The organism is Rhodococcus sp. ACPA4, from assembly GCF_002300185.1.
Taxonomy (GTDB): domain Bacteria; phylum Actinomycetota; class Actinomycetes; order Mycobacteriales; family Mycobacteriaceae; genus Rhodococcus_F; species Rhodococcus_F globerula.
The window spans coordinates 4,370,567-4,396,531 of sequence record NZ_NSDY01000001.1; the positions used below are offsets into that span (position 1 = coordinate 4,370,567).

Below are 25,965 nucleotides of genomic sequence, written 5' to 3' on the forward strand. Positions count from 1 at the left end.
TCTAGGCCTCGCACAGATCTCGGTACGGCACACCGGGGAGGTATCGCTCCCATTCGGCCTCGGTGATGAGAGTTCCGGCGGTACTGCATATCCGCGCGGAGACAGCATCCGGATCGGTGCCCCACACGCGAATTGTCTTCTCGGTGCCACTACCCGCAATCAGGTCGGCCGCACCCGCGAATTGTGCATCGTTGACTCGCACGGGTTGCGCCGTCAACACTGCAAACCGCTCGGGGTCCTGCGGCGCCGTGATGTCCCACAACCACACCGTGCCATCACCCACGCCGGCCGAGAGCAACTCACCTGCCCGATTGAAGGACACTGAGTAGATCGCCGATTCGGGACCGACCATTCGTGCGAGTTGCCTTGGTTCCGAAGGGTTCTCGACATTCCACAACTGCACACTGTGGTCCGCACTACCGGTCGCCATGAGCGTACCGTCCGGACTGAACATCACCGCCTGGGCATAACTTTCGAAACCGCCGACACTGGCAACAATCCGCGGAGCAGCTCGATCGGATATGTCCCACAGATCGACCTCGTTCTTGGCGTTGGCAACGGCCAGCGTGGTGTCACCCGGCCGGAACGCCATCATCTGCGGGTACGACCCGGCATCGGTCCTCGACAGAAGCTCGGGCGCCGCAGGATCGGAGACGTCGACCAAGGCAAAGACGTTGTCATCCTGTGACGACACCGCCAACAGCGTTCCCGACGGGTCGAGTGCAACAACGGCCACGATGCCATCGACGTACTCCTGCCGGTCACTGGCGAGTCTCGGCGTCGTCGGATCGCTGATGTCCCACAAATACGCTCCACCCGTACCTGTTCCGGCCACCGCCAGCCGGCCATCTGCCGATATCGCCGACGCCCCGGTGAACCTGTCCTCACCGCGGGGTGTCATCTCGGGCATCAACACCGGATTGTCGAAATCCTCGGTGTTCCACGCCAGCAACGCACTACCCTTGGCGCCGACGCCAGCCAGAAGTCGCGAACCGTCACCGGCAAAAGGACTGGTGTAGATGGTGTCTCGTGCTCCCGCCCACACGGGCCCCGGCATCGACCACACGCGTGTCACCCCGTTGAGTCCGCCGGTGACCAGAATCTGCCCGTCCTCGCTGTAGTCGACCGTGGTGATGGCGCCGGAATCCGGCAGCACCTCGATCAGCGCTGCGGTACGCGGATCCCACACTCGCACGGTGTTGTCGGAACTACCTGCAGCAAAACGGGTTCCGTCGTTGCTGTAGTTGATTTCGTTGACGTAGCTGGAAAACCCGGTGAGCGCAGCCAATGGGCGCGGGCGAGCCGGATCTGCCATGTCCCAGCGCACCACTTCTCGCGCCGTAGATCCCGCAGCAAATTCCCGCCCGTCGGCGCTGAACGCAACACCCAGATAGTGATTGGTGGTGCCGTCGGGTTCGGTTGCAAAAATCGGTGGCGCAGTGGGATTGTCCCACTGCGTCACATCCCACACCCGCAGAGTGCTCTGGCGCCCACCGGCCACGAGCAAACGGCCGTCGGGACTGAACGTGGCAGTGACGGTTCCCGAAGCCGGATGCGGAAGCGGTGGCAGTGCAACCGCGTCGGCAGTGTCGTCGATGTTCCATCGCAACACGTCCGGCGTCGACGTGCCGGCAATCAACTTGGTTCCGTCCGGACTGAACTCCATGTCCTGCACCACGTGATCCGCGTCGACGAACAGTGTTCCGCGCACCGGGTTGGCCGGGTCCGACACATCCCACAGCGCGCCGCCGCCTGCTCCACCGGTCGACAGCAAACGCCCGTCCGGACTGAACGACGCCGCAAACAGAGCCGTCCCTGCCGCCACCCCGAAGAATTCCGACACCGGCGTTACCGACGCGGCACCCTCGACTATCGGATACAGGCGGACCATTCCGTCGGAACTTGCCACGGCCACAATGGTTCCCGCGGGATTGATTCGAGCTTTCATGGCACCGGGCGGGCCGACGATGCGCGTCGCCGCATGCACACCCGACGCGTCGAGCAGCGCCGAGCGGGCTTCCGTGGTCTCGCTGACGTCATACGCGGCCAGCGCAAGCTGCGCCGCCAACGACGGATCCTTGGCGCGCATCCGAGTCGCCTCGGTGGCAACCTGGCGGGACATCGCTTCGTCACGGGCCGTATCTGCCTCGACGCGTTGATGATTGGCACTGAACCCGGCGACCATCGCAACAACAGCCAGCACCAAAGCGATCACCGACGCGGCAGCCAGCGCCGAGACAAGCCGTCGTAGCACGCGGGTCCGTCGCCGATCTGCACTTTCCTGCTGATCCCGATACGCGATACTTGCGGCGAGAAATTCTCGCTCGGTCGCGTTGAGATCGGCGATGCGGGTCTCGCTTGGTTCCAGTTCGAGCCCCAATTCACCGGTACGTAGCCATTCTTCGGTCAGATGTAGGCGGGCAGCCCCGAGCAAAGCACCGGGGTCGCGGCCACTGTCTTCCCACACCTGCGCCGCATAGGTGAATCGGCGGTGGACCGCCAGACCGGCGCGATCCGAATCGATCCAATCGCGCAGCCGACTCCACGCCGACAGCAATACCTCATGCGAAACCTCGACGGTCTCCTCGTCCACAGTCAACAGACGCCTCAGCGCAAAAAGGTCGATGACGGTATTGACGTCGCCGAAGTTGTCGCCGAGAAAAAGCTCGGTACGGGGAGCTCGTCGACGCGTCTGCGTGACCTCGTCGACGTTGACCAACCGGAGGAAGATCCTGCGCGCCAACTTCTGCTGCCGCTCGGTCAGCTCGCCGTACACCTCCTCGGCGCTCTGCTGAACTGCACCCGCGATGCCGTCGGTTGCGTAGTAGTCGGACACCGTCAGGGTTTTACGCGTGGAGCGCTGCCAGGTTCCCAGCAGTGCGTGGGACAGGAGGGGGAGTGCCCCCGGGTCACTTGCCGTGTGCGAACCGCGCGGCGTCAGCTCACCGACCAGAACCTGAACCAGCTCACTCTGAACCGTCATCCCGGCCTTCACTGCCGGCTCGACGATCACGTCACGCAACTGCTCCTCGGTGAGCGGACCGACCACCATCGGCGAATCGTCGAGCAACGGAAGCAGCAACGGCTCCTCGGCCGCAAGCCCGTAGAAATCGGCCCGCATCCCGATCACGACGATCGTGGTCTCACCCAGATCAGCGAGCGCCCGAAGGAATTCCTCGCGACGATCACGATCGCGCTGCGTCCACAGTTCCTCGAACTGATCGACGATCAGGACCGCGGGAGTGTCGCCGATCGACGACGGAATGTCCTCCGAACCCGGGTGCAGAACCTCCACGTGCCAACCGCCGAACCGCGGATCGCCGTCGGCAATCTTCGGAGCCAAACCAGCCCGCAGCAACGACGACTTACCGGAGCCAGACGCTCCGATGACCATGAACTGACGGCTGCCCTCACCCCGCGTCGCCGCCGCGACTCGTTCCACCAGAGCAGCGGTGAGTTCGCCTCGCCCGAAGAACCACTCGGCGTCCTCCTGACGGAAGGATTCGAGTCCGCGATACGGAACGACGGTGTCGCCGCGGCGGCGGGCAGTCAGTTGCCGCACGCGCTGGACCGCGCTGATCCAGCTCTCCTGTTGCTCGCCCGAATCGACTCCGCATGCTTTCAACAGCGCAACGAACTTCGGCATGCTGTTCGGTGTCGGAAGGTGCTGCCCGGAAAACCACCCGGCCACGGTTCCGTGGAGACCGCCTGACCGTTCGACGGCGTCGCGGACTGTCAGCCCCGCGGACTTCCGCAACGCAGTTAGCGATTCAGCAAACTGCCCCCGCGACTCGATATTTGCGGGATCGACATGATTTTCGGTGCCGGATTCCGCCTTCGAGTTCATAGCGAGGCACTTTATCCGACCAGGTCAGAGAATCGCGCGTTGTATGGACTGTGTATCGATCGCGCCTTCGACCGGAATTTCGAGCGAACGCCTGGACATACTGATCACGTCGCATTCCGGCCCGCCCGCAGCCCTTCTGCAAAGTTGCGCCGATGCGGGCACTTCCTCCCTTGGAACCTCAGCCGAAAGGTGTCTTTGTCATGGAGCTTGTCCAGTCGACGCGAATGGCCCCAACATGCATGGTTCTCGTCAGGGGACGCCGCGTGAACTCTCGTACACCGCGCTTGAGCGCCCGCGAAATCGAAGTCCTGCTTACCTGGCTTCGGGCAGATTCCAAACAGGAAGTTGCGCTCGAACTGAGCGTGGGCGTCGGCACTGTCAACACGCACATCTCCCGGATCAGGACCAAGTACATCAACGTCGGGCGACCCGCGCCGACCAAAGCGGCACTGTTCGCGCGCGCCATCCAGGACGGTCACACCACTCTCGACGAATGGTGATTCAGACGGGCGAAAGCTCCGGCTCGCGCACCGGTTTCGGACGCAGCCACCCCGGGAACCACGACGGCTGCTTGTCCGGTGCCTGATCGAGAACACCACCGGCCGGATCGTCGATGAACCCGTACCGCACAAGGTCTTCGTCGGGGCGGTAGATCTGGCGAAGAATGACCGCACACAGCACGAGAACCGCGATATCGCGCAGCACAACAGTTCCCGTGAACCACTGCTCGGGCAGACCCTTGTTCGAGACTCCGAGGTAGTACATCATCCGCGGTACCCACACCAACGCGTCGATGGTCATCCAGGCAAGAAGCAGTCGGCGATGCGGTAGCGCAAGAACCGCGAGCGGCACCAACCACAGCGAATACTGCGGACTCCACACCTTGTTGGTCAGCAAGAACCCCGCGACAAGCAGGAAACACAGTTGCGCGACGCGGGGGCGTCGCTGCGCCGTCAAGGCGACGTAACCGATTCCCACGCAGACCACAGCAAAGAGAATGAACGACACGGCATTGAGATTCGACGGCGATTCACCTTGCGCCAGGGGACCGTCGAGGCCCGTCCACGACGTGAACGACGCGATTACGTTGTAGATCGAGTCCGGATCGGCGCCGCGCTCGGAGTTGAGCCGGAAGAACTCGTACCAACCGTGCGGGTAGAGCGCTGCGATCGGAAGATTCACCGCCAGCCACGCCGCGGCCGCGCTGAGCGCCGTCACCAGCCACTCACGCGTCTTGCCCGCCCGCAGGCACAGAACCAGCAGCGGGCCGAGCAACAACAGCGGATACAACTTCGCGGCGCCGCCCAACCCCAACAAAATGCCCGCGAGGACCGGTCGCTTACGCGCCCATGCCAACAAACCGCCCATGGCAAATGCCGTCGCCAACGGATCGAAGTTGGTGAACACGTGCACGATCACGAGCGGTGAACACGCGACCAACGCGCCGTCCCACATCCGCCTGCCGGCTAAGAGCGTCGTCGCCCACACTGTCACCAACCACGCCAACGCCAAGCCGAACGCAACGACGTTGAAGTACAGGGCAACTTGAATTGCGCCCGGCAGCCACGTGATCGAATCCCACGCCTTTGCGACCTTCATGGAGCCGTACTGATAGAGCCCCGAGAGAACCGGATACTCCATGTACCGCGTCTGCACGGAACCGTCGGATCGGGTTTCCTCCCACGACTTCTTGTACGGGAACGCACCCTGATCGAGGCGCTCCGCACCGTACAGAGGAACTGTGTCCGAGTAACACAAGGCGACGTACTGGCGGGAGCCTCCCCAGTCCAGACCCAGCTGCCCCTGCTCACCGAACGGCGCCTGTTGAATACACGCAGCCTTGGTCGACCACCCCAACGCCAGGAACACGACGGCCAACAGCAAGATGACCCGCATCGGGGTGAAAAAACGGGTCCGGCCGATCAGCGCATGCCGACCGACCGGACCACCTACCGTGCCTGACAACGCAGACACCATTACATCGTTACGACTGGGAACGTCACGCCAATCTGCCGACCGCGTGTCCTCCGCCAACGGCGCAGGAGACTCGATCGCCTGCGACTCCGCATCGTCTGTCACAGAAGTCGCATCGGCATCATCTACATTGGCGGCCACTCCGCGAGGCTACCGCCTTAGCGGCCGGGACTGACACCCGCCGGAGCCTCTTCCGTCGTGGTGACGGCGCCCGGTTCCTCGGTTTCCGTGGTCGGCCTCGAGATTCCCGGAATCGGAATCGTGATGCCCGGCAGGATCTCCACGTCCGTCGTGGTCACGACAACCGGCGGCGCCGTAGTCGTACTGGGCTCTGCCGTGGTTGTCGGCGGCGCCGACGTCTTCGGAGCAGCGGGAGCCGTGTACTCGGGAACACCACCGGCCTGGCCGTTGATCTTGCCCGGCTTGGGGAACGTCTCGTTGTCCGTACCGTCCAACGCACCGTCCATCGTGTCCTTCCAGATATCGGAAGGTAGCCCGGAACCGTAGATCAATCCGCCGTTCGAGTTGGTGATCGCCTGACCGTCCGCGGTACCGACCCACACAGCAGTCGACAGCGACGGCGTGTAGCCGACCATCCAGGCGTCCTTGTTCTGCCCGGTGTCACCGAGCTGAGCGGTACCCGTCTTCGATGCGGACAGACGTCCACCGGCCAGGTTGTGGCCACGTGAGTACGCCGCGATGGGCTGCATCGCCGCAGTCACGTTGTCCGCGACAGCTGGATCGATCCGCTGCTCACCGGTCGGCGTACCACGGTCCAGGAGAACCGTTCCGTCTGCGGCAACAACCTTCTCCACGAAGTGCGGAGCGTGGAACGTGCCTGACGCCGCGAGAGTTGCATACGCCGACGCCATATCCAGTACCCGAGACTGGTACTGACCCAACACGATTCCGTTGTTCGGGCCGGAACCGTCGGGCTCGGTCAGCGACTCGCCGATACCCGGAATGTTCTCCGGGATACCTGCCTTGTGCGCGATGTCCGCAATTTCCTGCGGTCCGTTGCCGTCGAGGCTGAGCATCTGACGGTAGAAGCTGGTGTTCAGCGAACGCTTGAGAGCCTCTGCGATGGTGCAGGTTCCACAGCTTTCACCTTCGACGTTGCCGATCGAGATGCCGTTGATCGTCAGCGGCGAGCTGTCGTACATCTGTGAGAGCGGAATTCCCTGGTCGAGCGCTGCCGCCAGACCGAAAACCTTGAACGACGAACCGGTCTGCAAGCCGGCATTTGCGTAGTCGAAGCCGATTCCGTCGTCGCCGCCGTAGTACGCGCGGACGCCTCCGGTACGTGGATCGACGGAAACAACGGCGGTCCGAAGCTCCTCGTTCTCACCCTCCATATTGGTGCGCACGGCGTCCATCGCCGCGGCCTGAGCCTGCGGATCGATAGTCGTAGTGATCTGCAGGCCTTCGGTATTGAGCGACTGCTCAGTGATCCCGGCATCCGCGATCTCGCGGAGTACCTGGTTCTTGATCAGGCCCTCGGGCCCCGTTGTACCCTGACTTCCGTTCTCCACCTGGGAAAGTGGAATGAAACCTGGGTACTTCATGGGCGCACGGGCGGCTTGATCCAGCGTCCCCGCAGACACCATGCCGTCGAGCACATAGTTCCAACGCGATTCCGCGCCAGTCGGATTGGTCTCCGGATCGAGAAGCGACGGCAGCTGGATCGACGACGCCAGGACGGCGCCTTCCTCGACGGTCAGCTGGTCGACAGGCTTACCGAAATACGCGTTCGACGCGGCTTCGATGCCGTACGCACCACGACCGAAGTAAATGGTGTTCAGGTACGCGGCAAGAATGTCGTCCTTGGACCACTCGTTTGCCATCTTCGACGAGATGACAAGTTCCTTCATCTTTCGCGTCAGCGAACGCTCGGAACCGACAACCGCCGTCTTCACGTACTGCTGCGTGATCGTCGATCCACCACCCGCACTGTCTCGGCCGAGGACGTTGTCACGGGCCGCGCGTGCAAAACCGGAAATCGAGAATCCGGGGTTCGTGTAGAAATCCCGGTCCTCGGCAGCAAGCACTGCATTACGCACGTGCACCGGAATCTGGTCGAGCGCCACCTCGCGACGGTTGCCTTCTTCCGGCGGAACAACGGTACTGAGCACCGAACTTCCGTCCGACGCGTAAATCGTCGCAACCTGATTGGTCGGGAGGTCGCCGGGTTTCGGTACGTCCTGCACGATGTACGCCGCCATGAAGGCCAGCACCGGCAGCACCAGGCCGAGCGCCACCAACACGTACGCCGAGCGGCGAACTGTGCGCCACTTCGACTTCTTCTTCACTGCTTTCTGTCCCTTCGGGGGCTCGCCACCATTGCCGTCGCCTCCACCGGGACCGCCTGTCGGCGGCTTCGTCGGCGGGGGCCCAGCGGGCGGACGGGAACCGGCATCAGTGCGAGGCAGTGCCGCAGCAGCTGCGACGCGCTGTGTGGGTTCGGCGCCCGGTGCCGGTCGATTCTGGGGTGCGCCTTGCTGCGGACGGCCCTGCTGCGGACCTTGCGGCGGCGGGCCCATCGGGCGGCCCTGCGGCGGGCGTCCTTGCTGGGGCCCTTGCGGGGGTGGGCCCATCGGTCGACCCTGCGGGGGCGGGCCCATCGGGCGACCCTGCTGCGGCGGGCCCATCGGGCGTCCCTGCTGAGGCGGGCGTCCTTGTGGGGGCGGGCCCATCGGGCGGCCCTGCGGCGGACCTTGAGGCGGACGGCCTTGCGGGGGGCGCCCCTGCGGCGGACCGCTCGGACCACCTGGTCCCGAGGGACGGTCGCCGGGGGTGTTGTCGGGGGAACTCACGAAATCAAATCTCCAGTGGTCATGGACCGATCACATGGGACTTCGATCGGGCCCTTTTTCGGGTGTGGCGTTACTCGCTGGCGGTGCGCCGGCTCGCAGACTGCGTTCGTCTGCTCGGTGGACGTGCTCTCCGCGGGCGCGGCGGCGCAGGTACTGCGCCGAGCACATAGGACTGCACCAAATGGTTCCAGCTGCAGGAACGGCACACTTCTACGTCGTGCACCGTGAACTCCTCTGCTGTCTCCGCAAGCCGAGCGAGCTCGTCCGTCGTTCGGGCTGATCCCGAAACCTGGCCGAGCTTCTCGCCGAACACCCAGGACACGAGCGTCAACTGTTCCTTACGGCAGATGGGGCAGAGAACGTCACTGCCCCGGCCGTGGAACTTCGCGGCTCTGAGTAGGTAGGGATCGGCGTCGCATACCTGCTTGACGCCAGTCCTACCCGCAGACACTTCGGCCAGCACAGACCGACGCGCGAGCGCGTAGTCCACAACTTGCCGCTGTATCCGCACTTGACCAGAGTACGTGCGTCCAACCGGTCACGGACGGTTCGGGAGGGTCACGATGAACACATTTTGTGGTCCGGAGGCATGGCGACCAGCCATTACGATCACTTCCTGTGAAGTCATCCCGTTCCCCGATGACGCGTGCTCGTGATCTCGATCGCGTCGAAACGTGCAATGTGTTGGACGCCGCGTACGCCGAAGGGCAGTTGAGCGCGGAGGACTACTTCGAACGGACCGGGAAGGCGAAGTCCGCGAAGACCCTGCTCGAGCTCGCGCGCCTGGTCAACGATCTGCAGGTGCCGAAGATCGATACGACAACGGCACCTCGGACGTCGGTGACGCGCAAGGCTGTGTACATCGGTGGCGCTGCTCTGATCGTCGTCGGCGCCGTCGCCGCTGTGGCCTGGAGTCGCTCACCGTTGACGCCTTCGGAACACATCACCGCCAGTTATGCCAGCAGCACTTCGCTCGCGCCACCGTTGCCGACCACCACCCTGGTGCCGGAGCCGACCGTCGAACCGATCCTGATCGCACACATCGACACGTTGACTCCCGAGGGTATCGGCGCATTTATCGAGAGGTATCGAGACGAGTTCGGCGACATGTTCATCGATGACGTCAGCTTCCACGGCGACCACTCTCTGGTGAGCCGGGCGGTCCCCGATGCTCCAGCTCTCACCGAATCCATCAGTTTTCGCGACGGCTTCGAGCGAGATGTGACGTCCATTCCGCGGCGAACGGACCAGCCGACCTTCGATCTCGGTTCCATCCAGATCGACAAGCTCGCGCTGTACATGGTGAACATCGGCGGCTACATCAATGTGCCGGACGCCGCGATCACGCACTTGATCGTGGACGTGAACAACGGCGTACCGAAGATCAGGATCTACGGCGAGAACGGACTTGGCCACAAAGGTCGCATCGAGGTCACGCCATGGGGCGAGATCGCTCGTTCGTACCCGTACGAGAACTAGGGTGGGTGGGTGAGCGGGACATGACTACTAACTCTTCGCGTACGCGAGCGCGTGACGTCGATCGTTCCGATACCTGCGCTGTGCTCGATGCCGCCCTGTCCGACGGCCAGATCACGGTCGACGAGCACGCGACCCGAACGGCGTCGGCCATGACCGCGACCACGCTCGGACAGCTCGACCTATTGGTCCACGATCTGCAGAAAGCGACGCTGCGGAACGCCGTCGCGAAAGTTCGTCGTATCGACAAGATCTGGTACGTCGCGGCCGCGTCGGTTGTCCTCGCGGCCATGGTCGGCTTCCTCACCTTGTCCGCCGACGATTCGTCCCCGGCGCCGTTGCCGGTTGCAGCCCAGGGGGCCGAACCACTTGCCCCCATCGTGAGTTCGACGCTGAACACGGTCACCGCAAGCGGAATACGGGAGTTCATAACCCGGTACAACAACAAGTTCGGCACGACGGTGATCGATTCTGCGAACTTCTTCGACGACCATGCAAGCGTCACTCGCGCAGCCGCCATCTCGCCGAATTTGGAGGAGGACATCGACTTTCGAGGCGGTTTCACGACCAGCGAGGGGTCCACCTCCCGATTGGCCAGCACCACAACATTCGACCTCGCTACCGTCGACATCGACAAACTCGCCGGGTATCTGGCGGGAGCGTCGACAAATCTCAACGTCCCCGACGCCGAGATCACACACATCAGCATGAGTTCGTCGAGCCAGGATCCACGCATTTCCATCTACGCCAGCAACGACCTCGGCGCGAGCGGCTCGATGGAGTTGACCCCGGATGGCCGCCCGATCCGCTTGGCTCCCTTCACTCCTCGATAGGCCCCGGACATGCCGAACGATCTGACCAGGACCACCCGTGCTCGCAATGCCGATCGCGAGGCCACTTGCGCAGTGCTGGACTCCGCCTTCGCCGACGGGCAACTCACCGCGACCGAACACGATGAACTGACCGAACTCGCCGCGGTTGCAGTGACTCTCGGCGATCTCGAAGATTTGACGTCCGATCTGCAGACCGAAGCGTCTCTGCCTGTTCTCCGGAAGGAACCTTCGCTCGACACGCGTTGGATCGCCCTTGCGATCATCGCTCTGTCACTGGTCTCGGCTATCGGTTTCGGAATCAAATACGCCGCGTCCGACGCCACGATCTTCTCGAGCCCCGAGCCACAGTTGCACACCGTGGACGGCCTGGGTGCGATGTTCCGTGCCATCGAAACGGAGTACGGCAGCGGACTGGTCGACGAGATGACCATCTATCCCACTTACGCACGCGTAACGCGCGCCGATCCTGCCGCACCTCGCAAGGCCCTCGACAGCTACTACCGAGGCGACCTCGAGGACACGACTTCGGGAGGATCGCGCGAACCCGACGTGGCACAGATCGACGTCACACAGCTCGATCCTCGCATCGTGATCGCCCTGCTCGACGGCGCCGGAACCACGACGTCGGTGCAAAATCCGACCACGCGATACATCTCTGTCGAGAGCACCGAAACTGAGCCGACCATCGAGATTCACGTCCGCAACGACCTCGACGAAAGCGGGTCCCTGACCGCTGCCCTCGATGGGGAAATCATGTCGATCAACCCGTTCACCCCCTGATCTAGCCGTGACACCTTGGTACACGTATCGGGCCGCAGTATGGTTTTATATATCGGCGCGATATAGTTGGTTATCGCATCAAGCGGTTAGATCCACAGACTCGGGAGGTGTCACTTGCTCGAACTCGCAATTCTCGGGCTACTCCTCGAGTCACCGATGCACGGATACGAGCTGCGTAAGCGGCTCACCGGTCTGCTCGGCGCATTCCGTGCGTTCTCGTACGGATCGCTGTACCCGGCACTACGGCGCATGCAGGCCGACGGCTTGATCTCGGAAGACATCGACAACACCACCGGCCCACTCAAGCGTCGGGCCCGTCGCGTCTACCAGCTCACCCCGGAAGGCCGGCAAAGGTTCACTGAATTGGTTGCCGACACGGGACCGCAGAACTACACCGACGACGGCTTCGGCGTTCACCTCGCCTTCTTCAGCCGCACCCCCGCAGAAGCGCGGATGCGGATCCTGGAAGGCAGACGACGCCAAGTCGAAGAGCGCCGCGAAGGCCTTCGCGACGCCGTCGGCCGGGCCAGCGGATCGCTGGACCGATATACCCGCCAGCTCCACCAGCTCGGACTCGAGTCGAGTGAACGCGAAGTGCGTTGGCTCAACGAATTGATCGCAGCCGAGCAATCGATACCAGGAACATCCAAGAAAGAAGGAGAGCCCGACCATGGGTGAGAACAGCACCGCGGTGCGCGTAGCAATTGTGGGCGTGGGTAACTGTGCCTCGTCCCTGGTTCAGGGCGTCCACTACTACAAGGATGCAGACGAGACCGGCACCGTTCCCGGCCTCATGCACGTCAAGTTCGGTAAGTACCACGTCCGCGACGTGCAGTTCGTCGCTGCTTTCGACGTGGACGCCAAGAAGGTCGGCTTCGACCTCTCCGAGGCAATCCTCGCCAGCGAGAACAACACCATGAAGATCGCTGACGTCCCGCCGCTCGACATCCCCGTCCAGCGCGGCCCGACACTCGACGGCATCGGCAAGTACTACGCCGAGACCATCGAACTGTCCGACGCCGAGCCCGTCGACGTAGTCCAGGCACTCAAGGACGCCAAGGTAGACGTCCTCGTGTCCTACCTGCCCGTCGGCTCCGAAGCTGCTGACAAGTTCTACGCACAGTGCTGCATCGACGCAGGCGTCGCGTTCGTCAACGCGCTTCCCGTGTTCATCGCCTCCGACCCGGAGTGGGCTGCCAAGTTCAAGGACGCCGGCGTCCCGATCGTTGGTGACGACATCAAGAGCCAGGTCGGCGCCACCATCACCCACCGCGTGATGGCGAAGCTGTTCGAAGACCGTGGCGTCGTGCTCGACCGCACGTACCAGCTCAACGTCGGCGGCAACATGGACTTCAAGAACATGCTCGAGCGCGATCGCCTGGAGTCCAAGAAGGTCTCCAAGACTCAGGCCGTCACGTCGAACCTCACCGGCTCCCTCGCCGGCAAGGTCCACGACCGCAACGTCCACATCGGTCCCTCGGACTACGTGGAGTGGCTCGACGACCGCAAGTGGGCATACGTGCGCCTCGAAGGCCGTGCTTTCGGTGACGCTCCCCTCAACCTGGAGTACAAGCTCGAGGTCTGGGATTCGCCCAACTCCGCAGGCATCATCATCGACGCCGTCCGCGCAGCCAAGATCGCCAAGGACCGCGGCATCGGCGGACCGGTTTACCCGGCATCCGCTTACCTGATGAAGTCCCCGCCGGTACAGATGGCCGACGACAAGGCTCGCACCGAGCTCGAAGCGTTCATCATCGGAGCTGATGAGGCGTAGCTAGACGCCGGGCTGACGAGGCGTAGGTCTTTTCAGCTCACACGGATTCGGGGTCTTGCGCCACTGGCGCAGGGCCCCGATTTCTGTTTCCCGCAGGGCGTTTCCGCAGCCGCGCGGCTGATCACGCCTGCGGATGCGGAATCGCCGCGCGGGGCCAGGTGCCGGGCTGCGTGGAATGATGGACGGTAAGGACCATCACACGAATCGAGGACCCCATGTCGATTGCGTCCCTGCCTGTTCTCGACCTCGCACTGGCGGAGAATCCCGAGACTGCCGAGCAGTTCCGGACTCAGCTCCGCGACGCGACCCACGACATGGGCTTTTTCTACCTCGTCGGCCATGGAATTCCCGACGCTTTGCAACGACGCCTCCTCACGGTCGCTCGCGAGTTCTTTGCTCTCCCTTTGACGGAGAAGCTGGCGATCGAGAATCTGCGCAGCCCACACTTTCGTGGATACACACGCCTGGGCGGTGAACTCACCGAAGGTAAGCAGGACTGGCGTGAGCAGATCGACATCGGCGCCGAGCAACCTGCTGCCACGCGGACTGCCACGTCGCCGGACTGGGAGATCCTGCAGGGGCCCAATCAATGGCCAGACGCCCTTCCCGAATTACGCGAAGTCATCACCGAATGGAATGACGCACTCACCGGCGTCGCATTGCGACTGCTCCGGGAGTGGGCTGTCGCTCTGGGGCAGGATCCGCACATTTTCGATGCCGCGTTTGCGAAGGATCCGTCGATCCTGATCAAAGTGGTGCGCTATCCAGGCCGACCGAAGAACGCGGGAACTCAGGGAGTCGGCGGCCACAAGGACGCCGGCGTACTGACCCTGCTGTACGTCGAACCCGGCAAAGCCGGCCTGCAGGTGGAGCACAACGGCGACTGGATCGACGCACCGCCACTCGAAGGCGCGCTGGTGGTCAACATCGGCGAACTACTCGAGGTCGCAACGGGCGGATATCTGAAAGCCACTGTGCACCGGGTTATTTCACCGGAAGGCGCGGGCGAGCGAATCTCCGTGCCGTTCTTCTTCAATCCGAACTACGCCACCCAGGTCCCGGAGTTCGATCTCCCACCGGAATTGGCGAAGCACGCTACCGGCGTCACCGTCGATGCGAACAACCCGATCCACGATTCCTATGGCGCCAACGCGCTCAAGAGTCGCTTGCGGGCGCATCCCGATGTTGCCGCACGATGGTGGCCGGACATTGTTGCTGTGCGCCTTTAGTGACCGCCCGCGGTTACTAAAGGCGCACAGCAGAGTGCTCAGATATCCATCGCAGCTTTCCACGCGGTGTGCATTGCGCCCTCGATGTAGTCGACCTCAGAGGCGTCACCGACAACACGTACGTCGGGCACCACACCTGCCAATGCATCGGCCAGCGGCGCCTGAGCCGACACACCCGACGCGACGACAACCATGTCGGCCGGGGCTGTCAGTGTCTTGTCACCGGAACGGAATTCGACGTGTTCCTTGGTGATTCGCTGCACCGTCGAATTGCGGTGAATGTTCACACCGACATGCTTGGCGTGGCGCACAGCGGTCCAGCGACGCGGCATCGCCATCGGAATGCCCAACTGCTGACCTTCTTCGATCAGCGTCACGTTGCGACCGCGCTCGGCCAGGAACTCCGCAAGTTCGAGCCCGACAAGCGAACCACCGATAACCACGACGTTCTTGCCCATGGGCAAGAACTTGCGGGTTACCGCACGAATCGCGGCGGGGCTCTTGGTGATTCCGGAGAGCTTGCCCAGCTTCGCCATGGTCCGCAGGAACGGCGGAACCTGCGAGGTGTCGCCGGCCCCGGTCATCAAGGCGCGCAACGTGTCACCGGTGTGCACGTGTGGGAGGTCGCCGCCGGGAACGGACGGGCGGTCACGAACAGCGCCGGTGGCCACTACAACTACGTCGGCGCCCAGTGCCTTGATCGAAGCGACCGTGGCCTCGGTGTTCAGCCGGATATCGACGCCCAGGCGCGAGGTTTCCACCTTGAGCCAGTCCAGCAGACGACCGTTGTCCGGCGTCGTGAGGCTCGAGAACCAGAGCGTGCCGCCGAGCCGATCTGCCTTGTCTACCAAGGTAACTCGATGTCCGCGTTCACTGGCGACTCGCGCGGTCTCGAGGCCACCTGGTCCGGCACCGACAATCACGACGTGCTTGGGTGTCGTCGACTTGACGAAAGGTACGAGCGCCTCGTTGCCGAGCGCCGGGTTGACAGCGCACAGCGGGGTCTCGTCCCAGAAGTTCTCCTGCACGCAGACGTAGCAATTGATGCAAGGCCGAACCCGCTCGGGTGTGCCGTCTTTGAGTTTGTTCACCAACTGTGGGTCTGCCAGGAGCTGACGGCCCATTGCGGCGAAGTCCGTGCGTCCTTCCGCGATCATCTTCTCGCCGACCTCGGGGAGCATACGTCCGACGGTGATCACGGGGATCGATATCGCCTGCTTGATTCGCGTTGCATTGTCGGTGTAATAGCCGACCTTGTCTGGCAGGGGGCCGTCTGTGAAGTTGGCAAAAGCATTCAGTGCGGTACCGGTGACGTGGATGGCGTCAGCGCCGGCCTCTTCGAACATCTTGGCGGCAGCAACAGCCTCGTCGACGGTTAGCCCGTCGGTTTCGCCGTACTCTTGACCGGCCAGGCGCACGATGACGGCAAGCGAACCGCCGACCTCCGCCTTGACTGCGCGAATAACTTCACAGGCCAGGCGAGCCCGATTCTCCATGGAACCGCCGTACTCGTCGCTGCGCTGATTCGTGTACCGACTCAGGAACGCTCCGAGGACGTAGTTGTGGGCGCAGTGAATCTCGACGGCGTCGCCGCCCGCCGCCTTCACTCGTCCGGCAGCCTCGGCGAACATGCGGACCAGCCAATCGAGATCTTCCTGGTCGGCCTCGTGGTAGGTCGCCCTCTTGCCCTCGTTGATGGCAGCCATCTTGCCCAGTTCTTCGGGTGTGCAATCGGCCATCGCACTCATGTCACCCGGCGGCTTCGGCATGGACGGCACCAGCTGGGGTCGGCCGTCAAGGGTGTCGATTCGCGCCACCTTGCCGTGGTGCGTCATCTGCACACACAGCTTGCTGCCGGCGTCGTGCACCGCGTCGGCCAAGGCCTTGAGTCCGGGGATGAACCGGTCTTCCGAGAGCCCCGGTTCCTTGCGGCTGGTGCAGCCCAACGGATACGCAACAGCGCAGCAGCCGGTGATGATCAGCCCGGTTCCACCGGCCGCACGCGCCACGAAATGGTCGATGTCGCCCGTCTCGATTTCACCGTCTTCGCAGAGGTTCATGTCCATGGCGGGCAGAACAACGCGGTTGGGCACGGTGATGGGACCGATGGTCCCGGGTGCGAGCAAGTGCGGGAAGGTCTGGTTGCGGATCACGAGCAAACGCTAGAACCGAGAGCCGCACCTCGGGGCGCCGTTCCCGATCAACGGGATTCAACGCCGTGATCTGCGAGACAGTTAGCGATCACCTCGAGTGCATATTCCAGGTCGCGTGCGTCCACTCTGCCGTATCCGATCACGAGTCCGCCCGGGTTTTTGTGACTGCGCGCAGACTCCGTCAGAGTCGGTACCTCCACTCCGTATTCGAGCGCATGACGTGCGACGGTCTCGGCCAGATCCGCATCCAACACCAGCGTCGTGTGCATGCCGGCTCCCAGCCCGCGCAGTTCCCCGAAGCGGGACAGCGCAGCGTGTACCAACCGATCACGCTCCCGATATCGCCGACGCGCAGCCCGTACCGTTCTGTCCCATTCACCGTCCCGCAGGAGTGAAAGCAGAGCCCGTTGCAGCGGAAGAGACGGGAAATCCCCGATGCGAACCCGATGCGCCGCAATTCGACGGGCAAGCCCTTCCGGCGCAACCAACCAACCCAGCCGAATTCCGGCGCCGAGCGTCTTGGCGACCGTACCCAGATACACCACCCGATCCGGCGCGAGTTGCGCCAGCGCTGGCAAAGGCGCTACGTCGTAACGGAATTCGGAGTCGTAGTCGTCCTCGAAGAGGAGGACGTCCCGAGCCCGTGCAAAGTCGATCAACTGATTTCGCCGACTCACCGGCAAAAGTCCACCGGTCGGATACTGATGTGACGGGGTCACGTACACACCACGAACATTCCGGGGCGCCGATTCCAGCTCGTCGACGCAAAGTCCGTGTGCATCTACCGGCACGTCGAGCAGTGACCATCCGGTGGCAAGCGCCGCCGTCGACGCGCTTCGATAGCCCGGATCTTCCATTGCCAGTACAGCGTTGGGGGAGCGCAGGGCGGACAACGCCAGTCCGAGGCCGTGTGTAGCCCCGGAGGTAATGACGATGCGCTCGGGTTCGACGGCCATGCCGCGAGCCCGGCCCAACAGTTGCGACAGCGCAGAGCGCAATTCGACGTCGCCCGCCGGGTCAGGATCTCCGAAAGGTGGTGGCATGGAACCGACATCTCGCCAGGCCCGACGCCAGGCCGCACTCGCCCGCGGCGGAGTCCATGGCACTCCGGGGCGCAATTGAACCTGCGGCGGTGCGGGAGCGACTACCTTTGTAGGCTTGGGAGTAGACAGCACAACGGATGAAGGAGCTTCGGCCACAAAGGTTCCCGAGCCGCGCACCGCTACGAGCCAGCCCTCGGCAATCAGTTGCTCGTAGGCTCGTTCCACCACGGCGCGTGCAACGCCGAGTTCGGCAGCCAGTTTCCGCGAACTCGGCAGCCGCAATCCCACAACTGCCGATCCACCGCGAATGTCTGCTCGCAGGTGATCGGCAACCTGGATCGGCAGCGGTCGCCGATCGGTCCGGTCGAGCACCACCGCTACCGCCGAGGGCAGAAGCATCGTTTCCCTTTCCCTAAGTGGCCTACCAAAGTGCCCACAAATTGGACCATGACGCAAAGCCACTTGGCTAGGAGTATTGCTCACATGACACACACCGTCGCACTCGCCCCACTGTCCCCAACAGCACGTACAACCCATAAGCGCGCGCGTCATCACGGTGTCACCGATCGAGCAGCGCTCTTCGACGTCCTGCGCTCCGCCAAGCTGTGCCACTTGGGCGTGTCCACCGACGGTGTGCCTCTCGTGCTGCCGACGGCGTACGGATTTGATCCCGAGGGCCCGGATCAAGACGGCACCCTCTACCTGCACGGTTCGGTAGCGTCACGTAGCCTCGTACCCGACAGCGAGATCTGCGTAACCGTCACAGTGCTCGACGGACTTGTTCTGGCGCGCTCCGGTTTTCACCATTCGATGAACTACCGCAGCGCCGTGATTCTCGGTCGACCCCGGATCGTCACGGATCCGGACGAACGGCTCAGTGCACTGAATTTGATTGTCGATCAAGTAGTTCCCGACCGTTCCGGACACCTGCGGGCGTCAACACGCAAGGAACTGGCGGCAACAGTGGTGCTTGCACTGCCCCTGTTCGAGGCGTCGGTGAAGGCACGAACCGGCGGCCCCGGCGACGACGAATCAGATATCGGTGTCGAAAAGGTCTGGGCAGGTGTCATTCCGGCATCCGTACAGTTCGGTGAACCCATCCGAGCCGAAGACCTCGATGCGGATATCACGCTGCCGGAACATGTCTCGGCAATGATGTAGCCGAAGCAACGCTACCGCGGGATCGGCGGGGACAACGGCGGGCGAATATCCAGACCATTAGGTCGCGGCTCGGAAGTCACCGGCGTGGCCGATCCGGACTCGTCCTGCTTGTCCTCGCCCCGGTTCCCCAGGAACGGACGAACCAGGTCGAGGGGCAGCGGGAATACGACGGTCGAATTGTTCTCGGCCCCAATCGCGTGCAACGTCTGCAGGTAACGCAATTGCAGGGTGGTCGGGTTGCGGCTGATCACGTCGGCTGCGTCGGCGAGCGTAGCCGACGCCTGGAATTCGGCTTGCGCGTTGATGATCTTGGCTCGCCGTTCTCGTTCGGCCTCCGCCTGACGGGCGATGGCGCGCTGCATGTTGGCAGGAATCTCGACGTCCTTGATCTCCACCGTGGTGACCTTGACTCCCCACGGTTCCGTCTGTTGATCGATCACTTTCTGCAGGTCTTCGTTGAGACGTTCACGTTCGGAGAGCAAGGCGTCGAGGTCGGCCTTGCCGAGGATCGACCGCAGAGTTGTCTGCGCAATCTGCGACGTAGCTGCCAGGAAATCTTCGACCTCGACGATTGCGCGATCGGCATCGACCACTCGGAAATAGGTGACGGCTGTGACTTTTGCCGGCACGTTGTCGCGCGTAATGACTTCCTGCACCGGAATTTTCAGTGTCACGGTCCGTAGGCCGACCCGCTCCATCCGATCAATTGCCGGAATGAGGATTACCAGACCCGGCCCCTTCAACGCGATCAACCGTCCGAGCCGGAACACCACTGCACGCTCGTACTCTCGCAAGACCCGAATCGACATGCCGACCAGCGTCACGAGAAGCAGAACAACGATGCACAGGGAAATGAGAATGGTGGTCATAGCAACTCCCACGGTTCACGACGGCGCACTGTCAGGGTCAGACCCCGGACCTGCTCCACTACGACAGGATCGCCGGCCTTCGGAACAGAATCGTCGCTGAACCCGAAATCCATTCGGGCGTTCCACAATCCACCCGCAGCCTCGACCTGTCCGCGCGAGCCGTCCCAACTGCGAACCGTCGCATCGGATCCGATCAGCGATTCCACTCCGGTGCGCACGGGCGCATGCCGGGCGGTCAGAACTTTCCGGCTCGCCACCGCGGTAACACCCAGGCCGACCACTGCAACCCCTGCCGTCACCGGAATTGCAATCACCTGGCCCGCATCGCCGGAGGTGAAGAGCAACCAGACACCCGCCCCGATCAGGAGCGCACCAAGACCGCCGAGCACCCCCGCAGTCGGGGCATGTGCCTCGACCACCATCAACAAGACACCCAACAGCAGGGCCGCGATACCCAATGTCGTCATCACTCGTCTCCACGCTCACGAGGACTCGGTCGCGTCGCGTAGCCATCGTGCGATCGGGCCCTCGACATCAACGGTAATCACGTTTGTCCGGATCTGCCACAACCTGAAGTGATCCAGGTGACAGATACCGGACGGTCTGCCATTGTGAAGGGATGCGGCGGCGCGTGGGTGAGAGTTGGTCCACGCGACCAGTCTCAGGGGTAACCCCTGGGTCGGCCAGAAGAATTGGATACTGCGTCCGACGGCATTCGGCACGCTCCGCGTGCTCCCCGCCGCCCCGGACAAAGGATTTGGTCACCCCGCGCCGCCGCATCCCGGAGTCGAATCATGAGTGACTTCGAACTCGACGCCGAATTGGCGCGTCGGCTGGCAGACGCAGCCGACGACGCACCGTGGACCGTCGGCGGCCTCGAGGAGGCATTCGGGACGGTCTTCGGGATTTCCCCGACACTCCTGGCGGTCCGAGTCCTCGACCTCATGCCGGCCCCACCGTTCGAACCTCAGACGCTCTACCGATTGCTGCGCGAATTACCGCGCCTGCGACCAGTTCCCCTATCGTTGGACACAAACGAATCTTCGGTGTGGCGCTTCGATGTGCCGCGATACAACACCAGCGCCGACCTGGCCCGCTCCCTCGATCTCACAATCTCGGAACTCGAGTGGTTCGCCGATCGCGGTGAATGGCTACGCACGAAACCTCTCCCGCTGCGCCACTACCGGCCCATGCAGATCAGCAAGAAGGCCGGCGCTCGACTACTCGAGATACCCAAACCAAGGCTGCGCGAAATTCAGCGGAAGATCCTGCGCCGCATACTCGATCAAGTACCAGCACACGAGGTGGCACACGGATTTGTCCGTGGTCGAAGTCCCTTGACATTTGCAGCGCCGCACGCACTGTCGGAAATCGTGATCGGTGTGGACCTCGCTCAGTTCTTCCCGTCCATCACCGGCGACCGTGTTCACGCGATCTTCACCGCCCTCGGCTACCCGCCCGCCGTCGCGGAAGTTCTCACCGGATTGTGCACTGTTGCAACGCCTGCCGATACCCTGCGCGGAGTGCCATACGCACAGGCGTCACAGTTGCGAACGGCGCACCTGCCTCAGGGTGCGCCGACGTCGCCTGCGCTCGCGAATCTTGTAGCGCGGGGGCTCGATATCCGGTTGAGTGGGCTGGCGAAGACGAACTGGCTCACCTACACCCGCTACGCCGACGACCTGGCGTTCTCCGGAATCGAAGTGACTGACGTCGGCACCCTCCTGTGGACGGTCGAACAGATCGCCGGAGACGAAGGGTTCGCCGTCCATCCACGGAAGACAAAAGTGATGCGTCCGCACCGGCGCCAGCACCTCACCGGCCTGGTCATCAACAACCAACCGTCGTATCCGCGTGACGAATACGACCGATTGCGCGCCCTGCTCCACAACGCCGCCAATACCTCTGCCCAGGAACAGAATCGAGAGGGAGTCGGGAACTTTCGCGCTCACATCTACGGCCGGATCGCGCACATCGGCGAAACCAGCCCTACGCGCCGACGCACGCTATTGCGGTTGGCCGACCGTGTCGATTGGGGCGCCGAGATTCTCGAGTCGGACTGACCCATGAATTTCAGCGATTCGCGACCAACTCGGCGGCCGAGGCCAGAGGGACGATCGGATACAGCGGCGGCTCGTCCTCGGGCACCAGGGCGGTCGGCCCGTAAATCCAGTCGGTGTAGGTGTAGTCCTGTGTGCCGCGGGCTCGCAGCAACAGATTTCGCTGCTGCCGTTCCTCGCCGTCGAGGTGCCACAACTCGCCCCAGACGCGTGCCGTCGTCAGTACCCGGCGGCAGTGCTCAGGGCGAACGGCCTCATAGGCCGCGAGAGCTGCGTCCCAGTCGATCACGCCGTCGGCACTCCGCAGACGGGCAACATGTTCGGCGAGCACCCAGCCGTCTTCGATCGCCATGATCGCGCCCTGCGCCATGTACTGCAACGGCGGGTGTGCCGCGTCGCCGAGCAAAGCGATCCGGCCCGAAACCCACGTCATGATCGGGTCTCGGTCGTACATCCGCCACCACTTGTCACGCCACATGAACGGGATACCCTCGCGCACCTCCGAACAAGAATCAGCGAATGCCGCGTCGAGTTCATCAGGTGTGCCCCAGTCCTCCTCACCTGCAATTGCTTTGGGTGACTCGAAGACGGCAACCTGGTTGAGCATCTCGCCGCCGCGCAGACCGTAGTGCACAAAGTGATGCCCTGGCCCGACGTAGACCACGACCTCCGACAGATCGACGGGACGGTCGGCCAAATCCGCCACCGGCACCGTGCCACGGTAAGCGACGTAGGCGGACGACACAGGTTCGTCGTCGATCAACAGTTTGCGTGCAACCGAGTGCAGACCGTCAGCCGCGATGACCACACCGGCCTCGTGCACTTCACCACTCGAAAGACGCACCTGCGCACCGGTATCGGAGTTTTCGTAGGCAACAGCCTTGGCGTCGGTGACAAGTTCGACTCCGGCACGCTCGCACGCACGCAGGAACAGTCCGTGCAAGTCGCTGCGGTGGATGACCAGGTACGGAAACCCGTACCGGCGTTCGAGATCGGTCAGGTCCAGCTTCGTCAGCTCCGACGCGTCGACGGCATCACGCATCACCATCGACGTGGGCACGACGCCAAGGCTTTTGGCCTCGTCCAGTAGGCCGTACTCGTTCAAAATGCGGGTGCAGTTCGGTGCGAGCTGCAGGCCGGCGCCGACCTCACCGAACTCGGCGGACCGCTCGAGCACTCGCACGGTAAGACCCTGGCGCGTCAGGGCAAATGCAGCGCTGAGGCCGCCGATGCCGCCACCGACAACAATGACGTCAGGTGTGTTCATGATGTGCTCCGTTCACAGCCACGCCGGCAGTACCGGCACGGGAGATCCGTCATTGGTCGACAAATCGTGAGGGCGGCCGCTCAGATAGGCGACCAGGTCGGCAAGCGGACCGGCGACGCTAACCGGTGCATCCGCGCCGGGGAGGTCCCAGGCCACCGAAGCGTCAGTGGCTTCGATCCGAAGCGCCACGCCGGGCACCGCGCCGCGCTTGCCCACGATGTCATTGCCAAGTGCCACAAGGAAATCGGCCGGAAGATCGGCGAAAGTGACGCCAGTACCGAGATCAACGGCATGGACGCACACCTCCCGCGCCCGCATCCACGGGATCTCCGTGGCTGGGACGGTCCGACCCTGGGCCGTCACGATCAGCTGGGTCCACTGCTCATCGGAGAGTGACCCCATAGCAGCGTCGAGCTTCTCGGCCGAGGACCGCGGCCACGCAAGCAGAGTGGCCGCCGGCAACTGGGAACCTTCCTCGATCCCACGGGCGCGGGCGTCGGAGGAGGCGTACATCGGTGTCTCCTCGCCGGTTTCGGCCCAATGAACGAGGTTACCGAGCGCTTCGGCGTTGGCGGCGACGTGCGCAAGGAGGTGGCGCCGGCTCCAGCCCGGAAGCCCAGACGGCGCAGCCACGCCGGCGTCATCGAGGCCGTCGACGCCGCTCAGGAACAGCTGCGTTCCGTGCTCCATCCAGCGCCGGGCGTCAGTCATTCCTTCACTACCTTGTTGGTGCACGCACCGAGGCCCGAGATAGCGGTCACGACGGTCTCGCCGCCGAGCAGGTAGACCTTCGGATCGCGGGCATGACCCACGCCTGCGGGTGTTCCGGTTGCGATCATGTCGCCCGGGTTGAGGCGTGTGATGGTCGAGATGTACTTCACGAGCGTGATCGGATCGAAAAGCAGTGTGCCGGTGTCGTCACGCTGCATGACCTCACCGTCGACGGTTGTCGTGACCTCGAGAGCCGGGCGGACTCCGCCGACCTCGTCCGGCGTCACGAGGAACGGCCCAACCGGAGTCGTGGAATCCCAGATCTTGCCCTGGGTCCACTCGATCGTGCGGAACTGCCAGTCGCGCACCGACACATCGTTCATGACGGTGAAACCGGCAATCGCAGCCTCGGCCTGAGCGTCGTCGGCGCGGCGCACCTGCTTGCCGATGACGATGACGAGCTCGACCTCCCAGTCGAAGGCCTCGGTCTCGTCGGGCCGGACGATATCGTCGTTCGCGCCGATCAGGCTGTCGGCGAACTTCGGGAACAGCGTCGGATACGACGGGAGTTCGCGGCCCATCTCCTTGATGTGATTCGTGTAGTTGTGACCGACGCAAATGACCTTCGACGGCTGCGGAACTACCGGCGCGAAGTCGGCACCTTCGAGCGGGTACGTGGTGGCATCGTCGGCGGACATAGCTTCTGCGCGACGCTTCCAATCCTCATGGGCAAGAAAGATTCCCAGATCGCTCTCGCCGAGGTCGACCAGGCGGTCGCCGTCGAGCTTGACTGCGCGCGTCGCTGCGCCGGTGCGAATTGTCGTGAGCCTCATCGTGAAATCTCCATTCGGTTGAGCTGCAGTGCTTCGAAGACGGGGGCGTCGCCGAAGCGGAAAAGGTCGAGTGCGCCGGAATCCGAGTCCGTTTTTCCCGCTTCGGATTTCGCGGAGAACGGCGTCCAGGACGGAACGACGAAGATGTCGCCGCGCGTCACTGTCCAGGTCCGGTCACCAACCGTCACCGTGCCGGAACCGTCGAACACCTGGTAGACGCTCGAACCGGTCTCTTTCACCGGAGCGGTTTCGGCGCCGCGGACGATGCGGTGGAACTCGGTGCGCATCGTCGGCAGGACGTCGCCGCCGGTGTGCGGGTTGGTGTAGCGAACCGCCGCGTGGCCGGGTTCGACTGTGCCGCCGTAACCTTCGGCTTCGATCGCGAGCTGATCGCGCAGTGCGCGGTCGGTGAACTCCCACTTGTACGAGAGCAGTGGGCTGCCGGGAGCGACCTGCGTGGCACTGAGCGGGCGCAGTCCGGGGTGACCCCACAGCCGCTCGGACCGGGAGCGCTCGGGAGTGATGCGCTCGGCGTCACTGATCTCGTCGCGGCCGAACTCGAAGAACTGCGCTTCCGTCAGGTACTGGAACGGGATGTCCAGGCCGTCGATCCACGCCATCGGCTTGTCGGTGGCATTGTGGTGGGCGTGCCAGTTCCAGCCCGCCTGCGGCAGGAAATCGCCGCGGTTCATCGAGACGGCGTCACCGCCGACGACCGTCCAGACGCCGGAGCCTTCGACGACAAATCGGAATGCGTGCTGCGTGTGGCGGTGCTCGGGAGCATCTTCGCCCGGCATCAAGTACTGGATCGCCGCCCACAAGGTGGGGGTGGCGAAGGGCCGGCCACCCAGCGACGGGTTCGCCAGCGCAATCGCACGACGCTCACCACCGCGGCCGACCGGGACGATCTCGCCGGCTTGCTCGGCAAGGCGTACCAGGTTCTCCCACTTCCACAGGTGCGGGACAGCGCGCGAGCGCGGATGAGCCGGCATGAGATCGCCGATCTCAGTCCACAACGGCACCAACAGTTCTGACTCGAAGCCGCGGTAAAGCTCCTCGAGCGCTGGGGTCACATCCGGCTGGCCTGGCGCGTCGACGGCGTGGAGCCGGACGGGGGAGTCGGTCGAAGTCATGACATAAGA

The 25,965-nt window shown here is 63.5% G+C and carries 21 protein-coding genes; 9 read left to right on the top strand and 12 right to left on the bottom strand.

The features are described from left to right. Position 1 precedes the first annotated feature (1 nt). Positions 2-3,847 (bottom strand): nSTAND1 domain-containing NTPase, encoded by a 3,846-nt coding sequence (locus tag CJ178_RS20025; protein WP_095887481.1) that lies wholly within the window; start codon positions 3,845-3,847, stop codon positions 2-4. 263 nt (positions 3,848-4,110) lie between these two features. On the opposite strand from CJ178_RS20025, the gene CJ178_RS20030 reads away from it, so the two are divergent. Beyond that, entirely contained in the window at positions 4,111-4,347 is a 237-nt protein-coding gene (locus tag CJ178_RS20030; protein ID WP_306453204.1) for a LuxR C-terminal-related transcriptional regulator, read from the top strand. Position 4,348: 1 nt separating this feature from the next. Here CJ178_RS20030 and CJ178_RS20035 read toward each other — a convergent pair whose 3' ends face one another. From CJ178_RS20035 to CJ178_RS20045, 3 genes are all read right to left on the bottom strand, one after another. Next, a complete protein-coding gene (locus tag CJ178_RS20035) occupies positions 4,349-5,962 on the bottom strand; it encodes a glycosyltransferase family 87 protein (protein WP_373557459.1) in 1,614 nt (537 codons plus the stop codon). A 17-nt stretch (positions 5,963-5,979) separates the two neighbouring features. Continuing rightward, a complete protein-coding gene (locus CJ178_RS20040) occupies positions 5,980-8,130 on the bottom strand; it encodes a transglycosylase domain-containing protein (protein WP_033237093.1) in 2,151 nt (716 codons plus the stop codon). A gap of 574 nt (positions 8,131-8,704) precedes the next feature. Beyond that, the gene (locus CJ178_RS20045; protein WP_072782680.1) at positions 8,705-9,145 is read right to left on the bottom strand and encodes a DUF5318 family protein; all 441 of its coding nucleotides are present in this window, start codon (positions 9,143-9,145) and stop codon (positions 8,705-8,707) included. A 128-nt stretch (positions 9,146-9,273) separates the two neighbouring features. Between CJ178_RS20045 and CJ178_RS20050 the strand changes: the two genes are divergently transcribed. The 6 genes from CJ178_RS20050 to CJ178_RS20075 all read left to right on the top strand — a co-directional run bounded on the left by CJ178_RS20050 (position 9,274) and on the right by CJ178_RS20075 (position 14,726). Continuing rightward, positions 9,274-10,113 carry a DUF1707 SHOCT-like domain-containing protein gene (locus CJ178_RS20050; RefSeq protein ID WP_095887483.1) on the top strand — a complete coding sequence of 280 codons (840 nt, stop codon included), beginning with the start codon at positions 9,274-9,276 and terminating at the stop codon, positions 10,111-10,113. Positions 10,114-10,133: 20 nt separating this feature from the next. Further along, the gene (locus tag CJ178_RS20055) at positions 10,134-10,943 is read left to right on the top strand and encodes a DUF1707 SHOCT-like domain-containing protein (RefSeq protein ID WP_033237090.1); all 810 of its coding nucleotides are present in this window, start codon (positions 10,134-10,136) and stop codon (positions 10,941-10,943) included. Positions 10,944-10,952: 9 nt separating this feature from the next. Then, positions 10,953-11,723, top strand: coding sequence for a DUF1707 SHOCT-like domain-containing protein (locus CJ178_RS20060; RefSeq protein ID WP_033237089.1), 771 nt, complete (start codon positions 10,953-10,955; stop codon positions 11,721-11,723). A gap of 114 nt (positions 11,724-11,837) precedes the next feature. Beyond that, complete coding sequence (locus CJ178_RS20065; RefSeq protein ID WP_033237088.1) at positions 11,838-12,401, top strand: PadR family transcriptional regulator; 564 nt, start codon at positions 11,838-11,840, stop codon at positions 12,399-12,401. Next, a complete protein-coding gene (locus CJ178_RS20070) occupies positions 12,394-13,497 on the top strand; it encodes an inositol-3-phosphate synthase (RefSeq protein WP_033237087.1) in 1,104 nt (367 codons plus the stop codon). Before CJ178_RS20065 ends, CJ178_RS20070 begins: the two co-directional genes overlap by 8 nt. Positions 13,498-13,712: 215 nt before the next feature. After that, complete coding sequence (locus CJ178_RS20075; protein WP_095887484.1) at positions 13,713-14,726, top strand: isopenicillin N synthase family dioxygenase; 1,014 nt, start codon at positions 13,713-13,715, stop codon at positions 14,724-14,726. Positions 14,727-14,764: 38 nt separating this feature from the next. Here the strand turns inward: CJ178_RS20075 and CJ178_RS20080 are convergent, their stop codons facing one another. Then, entirely contained in the window at positions 14,765-16,885 is a 2,121-nt protein-coding gene (locus CJ178_RS20080) for an NAD(P)/FAD-dependent oxidoreductase (RefSeq protein ID WP_095887485.1), read from the bottom strand. A gap of 41 nt (positions 16,886-16,926) precedes the next feature. After that, on the bottom strand, positions 16,927-18,321 hold the full coding sequence (gene pdxR / locus CJ178_RS20085) for a MocR-like pyridoxine biosynthesis transcription factor PdxR (protein WP_095887486.1): 1,395 nt from the start codon (positions 18,319-18,321) through the stop codon (positions 16,927-16,929). Between the two features lie 84 nt (positions 18,322-18,405). Between pdxR and CJ178_RS20090 the strand changes: the two genes are divergently transcribed. Continuing rightward, positions 18,406-19,083, top strand: a complete 678-nt coding sequence (locus CJ178_RS20090; protein WP_095887487.1) for a pyridoxamine 5'-phosphate oxidase family protein — start codon at positions 18,406-18,408, stop codon at positions 19,081-19,083. Positions 19,084-19,094: 11 nt separating this feature from the next. Here the strand turns inward: CJ178_RS20090 and CJ178_RS20095 are convergent, their stop codons facing one another. Then, on the bottom strand, positions 19,095-19,952 hold the full coding sequence (locus tag CJ178_RS20095) for a slipin family protein (protein WP_080711885.1): 858 nt from the start codon (positions 19,950-19,952) through the stop codon (positions 19,095-19,097). Further along, positions 19,949-20,419 (bottom strand): NfeD family protein, encoded by a 471-nt coding sequence (locus tag CJ178_RS20100; protein WP_033237083.1) that lies wholly within the window; start codon positions 20,417-20,419, stop codon positions 19,949-19,951. The genes CJ178_RS20095 and CJ178_RS20100 overlap by 4 nt, the downstream gene beginning before the upstream one ends. 327 nt (positions 20,420-20,746) lie before the next feature. Here CJ178_RS20100 and CJ178_RS20105 point away from each other — a divergent pair, with 327 nt between their 5' ends. After that, on the top strand, positions 20,747-22,015 hold the full coding sequence (locus CJ178_RS20105) for a reverse transcriptase family protein (RefSeq protein ID WP_095887488.1): 1,269 nt from the start codon (positions 20,747-20,749) through the stop codon (positions 22,013-22,015). A 10-nt stretch (positions 22,016-22,025) separates the two neighbouring features. Here CJ178_RS20105 and CJ178_RS20110 read toward each other — a convergent pair whose 3' ends face one another. Genes CJ178_RS20110 through CJ178_RS20125 form a run of 4 tightly spaced genes read right to left on the bottom strand, consistent with a single transcriptional unit; the run spans position 22,026 to position 25,956 of the window. Beyond that, positions 22,026-23,279: an FAD-dependent oxidoreductase gene (locus CJ178_RS20110; RefSeq protein WP_045066809.1), complete on the bottom strand. Its 1,254-nt coding sequence runs from the start codon at positions 23,277-23,279 to the stop codon at positions 22,026-22,028. A 12-nt stretch (positions 23,280-23,291) separates the two neighbouring features. Then, complete coding sequence (locus CJ178_RS20115) at positions 23,292-23,990, bottom strand: maleylpyruvate isomerase family mycothiol-dependent enzyme (RefSeq protein WP_095887489.1); 699 nt, start codon at positions 23,988-23,990, stop codon at positions 23,292-23,294. Continuing rightward, positions 23,987-24,823, bottom strand: coding sequence for a fumarylacetoacetate hydrolase family protein (locus tag CJ178_RS20120; protein WP_095887490.1), 837 nt, complete (start codon positions 24,821-24,823; stop codon positions 23,987-23,989). The genes CJ178_RS20115 and CJ178_RS20120 overlap by 4 nt, the downstream gene beginning before the upstream one ends. After that, a complete protein-coding gene (locus CJ178_RS20125; RefSeq protein WP_095887491.1) occupies positions 24,820-25,956 on the bottom strand; it encodes a cupin domain-containing protein in 1,137 nt (378 codons plus the stop codon). Before CJ178_RS20125 ends, CJ178_RS20120 begins: the two co-directional genes overlap by 4 nt. Between the last annotated feature and the right edge of the window lie 9 nt (positions 25,957-25,965).